Annotated in this window: 3 protein-coding genes; 2 read left to right on the top strand and 1 reads right to left on the bottom strand. The window is 65.0% G+C overall.

From position 1 onward, the window contains the following. Positions 1-225 precede the first annotated feature (225 nt). Together A2J02_RS00515 and A2J02_RS00510 are read left to right on the top strand one after the other, a co-directional pair. Entirely contained in the window at positions 226-966 is a 741-nt protein-coding gene (locus A2J02_RS00515; protein WP_068045361.1) for a lysophospholipid acyltransferase family protein, read from the top strand. A gap of 9 nt (positions 967-975) precedes the next feature. Further along, entirely contained in the window at positions 976-1,461 is a 486-nt protein-coding gene (locus tag A2J02_RS00510; RefSeq protein ID WP_068045358.1) for a GNAT family N-acetyltransferase, read from the top strand. Here A2J02_RS00510 and A2J02_RS00505 read toward each other — a convergent pair. Then, on the bottom strand, positions 1,462-2,290 hold an 829-nt coding region (locus A2J02_RS00505), incomplete at its 5' end, for a sensor histidine kinase (RefSeq protein ID WP_082899457.1).

The following is a 2,290-nucleotide window of genomic DNA, read 5'->3' as shown; positions in this document are numbered from 1 at the left end:
GTGGTGCTGCTGGCCGAGCCGGGTTGCTCCGCCGGGATTCCGACTGCCGAATCGCAGGCTCCGACCAGAGCGAGTATTGCGATCAGCGGCAACGCGGTTCGGGTCACTCGCTTCCGTCGCAGTGGTGCCGCTCTGTTCTTCACTCGATCTCTCCCCGTTGATCTACCGGACCGCAATCGTGCGGACCTTCTCTCCTACCCCGTCCACCGACTACGCTAACGGACTGTGGAACCCGTCTACCGATCAGTCATCGGCATCGCTCGTGCAGTGTTCGCGTTCGAGGGCCTGAAATTCGATGTCAAGGGCGAGGAACACATCCCTGCCACCGGCGGAGCCGTCATCGCCGTCAACCACACCGGATACATGGACTTCACCTACGCCGGGCTGCCGCCGCGACGGGTGAAGCGCTACATCCGGTTCATGGCGAAGAAGGAAGTCTTCGACAACAAGATCTCCGGCCCGATCATGCGCTCGCTACGGCACATCCCAGTCGATCGTGGAGCCGGCGCCGAGTCGTACAAGTCGGCCGTGGAGAGCCTGCGCAACGGCGAGCTCGTGGGCGTGTATCCCGAGGCGACCATCAGCCGCAGCTTCGAGATCAAGGAATTCAAGTCCGGCGCTGCACGCATGGCCATCGAGGCAGGCGTGCCGATCATCCCGACGGTGATCTGGGGCGCGCAGCGCGTGTGGACCAAGGGATACCCGAAGCGGTTGGGCCGCACCAACACTCCTATCTCGATCGCTGTCGGTGAGCCGCTGCCTCCGGTCGGTCCGCCGAACGAGCTGACCGAGAAACTGCGTACGGTGATGCAGAAGATGCTGCTGGAACTGCAGGAGAACTACCACCACGAGCCGGGCGCGTACTGGGTTCCGGCACGATTGGGCGGCAGCGCACCGACTCTCGAAGAAGCGGACAAGCTCGACGCCCAAGACCTCGCGGCCCGTGCCGCGAAGCGGGCCGAGTAGAACTGTGCGATGAACCTCCGCGGTGAACGGGTCGTGTTGCGGCCCGTCACCACCGAGGATGTGCCGGAGCTCCGCCGAATACTGCACACTCCCGAGGTGTACGCGCGGTGGGGCGACGAGGACGCCGACGAGAACTGGCCGTTCGACAACCCCGAAGAGCATCGATTGGTCGTCGAAATCGACCGCGCAACAGTGGGATTGATCCAGTACGGCGAAGAGACCGATCCGATGTACCGGCATGCGTCGATCGACATCTTCCTGGACCCGGCGGTGCACGGTCGCGGCGTCGGAAAGGACGCCGTGGGCACGCTGGTGCGATACTTGACAGTCGACCTGGGTCATCACCGCTTGGTGATAGATCCGGCCGCCGACAACGCGTTAGCGATTGCCTGTTACAGCGCAGTCGGTTTCGAGCCCGTCGGGATCATGCGGAAGTACGAGAAGGGCCCGACCGGCTGGCACGACAGCCTGCTGATGGACCTGATCGTCGAGTAGCTACCGATCTACTCTCGGCAGTGTCAGGCGGAATCTCGCGCCTGTAGGCCCTGCGGCACAGACGAGTTCGCCTCCGTGTGCTCGCGCCAACGTGCGCGCGATCGACAACCCGAGCCCGACGCCGCCGGAGGAACGGTCACGCGCGGAGTTGAGTCGAACGAGCCGCTCGAAGATGCGCTCACGGTCCGCCTCGTCGACCCCGGGACCGTCGTCGTCGACGGTGACGAACGCCTGTGAGTCGGCCCCTGTCTGCACTCGGATTCTCCCGCCGGGCGGAGTGAACCGAGCGGCGTTGTCGAGGACGTTCGACAGAATTTGCTCGACGCGGCCCACGTCCACCCTGACCGGTACCGATTGCGATGCGTCCACCTCGAACCGGACCTCCGGCGACAGCAGTGCCGCGCGCTCGACGGTGCGTCGGACCACATCGGTGAGGTCTGCATCGGTCAGCTCGAGCTCCGAAGTGTTCTCTGCGCGAACGGAATCGAGCATGTCACCCACCAGGCGCGACGCTCTGGCAGATTCGCCGACGAGGAGTTCGCTCCACCTGCCGACCCGATCGGGGCGGTGCTCGGCGTCGCGTTGCAACGACTGAGCCAGCGCCGAGATCCCGGCCACCGGCGTGCGCAATTCGTGGGCCGCGTCGGCCAGGAATCGGCGCATGTCCTCCTCTGCTCGACGCGCCGATTGCGCCGCAGCAGCCTCTTTGCTCTCGGCGTTCTCGAGGGCGTCGAGCATCTCGTCGACGGCCGATGCAGTTCGCCCCAGATCGGTGTTCGGCTTGGATGGAAGCAGCCGTCTACCCCTGTCGCCATCGGTGATTCGGCGA

Origin of the sequence: Rhodococcus sp. EPR-147 (assembly GCF_001647185.1) — a bacterium.
GTDB lineage: Bacteria > Actinomycetota > Actinomycetes > Mycobacteriales > Mycobacteriaceae > Rhodococcoides.
The sequence above is the reverse complement of the archived record's forward strand: the minus strand, read 5'-3'. Positions and strand labels throughout refer to the sequence as shown.